Source organism: Protofrankia sp. CiP3, assembly GCF_917627345.1.
In the GTDB taxonomy this organism is placed as follows: Bacteria; Actinomycetota; Actinomycetes; order Frankiales; family Frankiaceae; genus Protofrankia.
This window is the reverse complement of sequence record NZ_CAKJTM010000170.1, coordinates 1-463: the sequence shown is the minus strand read 5'-3', so window position 1 is coordinate 463 and position 463 is coordinate 1. Positions and strand designations below refer to the sequence as shown.

General features: G+C 70.8%; 1 pseudogene. It reads left to right on the top strand.

Annotation, left to right across the window (positions count from 1 at the left end):
* A pseudogene (locus MJ797_RS25370) lies at positions 1–450 on the top strand (transposase); the annotation flags it as partial.
* Between the last annotated feature and the right edge of the window lie 13 nt (positions 451–463).

Below are 463 nucleotides of genomic sequence, written 5' to 3'. Positions count from 1 at the left end.
ACCGCGTTCCTCGAGCTGAAGTCCACGATCCTCAAGGGCCGGGTCCTGCGCGCGAGGACCCCGGACGGGGTCGCTCAGGAGATCTACGCGCTGCTCGTCGTCTACCAGGCCCTGCGCACCGCGATCGCCGACGCCGCGCTCACCGAGCCCGGCAGCGACCCGGGCCGGGGCAGCTTCTCCGTCGCGCTGACTACCGCACGCACCCAGCTCACGCACGCCGCGAACGTCCTCGACGACCCCGCTGACCTGGTCGGACAGATCGGAGCGGCGGTCCTGGCCGCGCCGCTGCCCGACCGGGGGCTACGGGTCAGCCCTCGGGTCGTCAAACGCGCGATTTCCAACTACGCCGCCAGCACCGCCAAGGGCCGGATCCACGGCCGCAGCTACAAGGCCACCCTCAGCGTCGACATCATCGCCGCCAGCGAGTTGACAGCGACCACAGCGGCTTAACCGAACGCCCTTG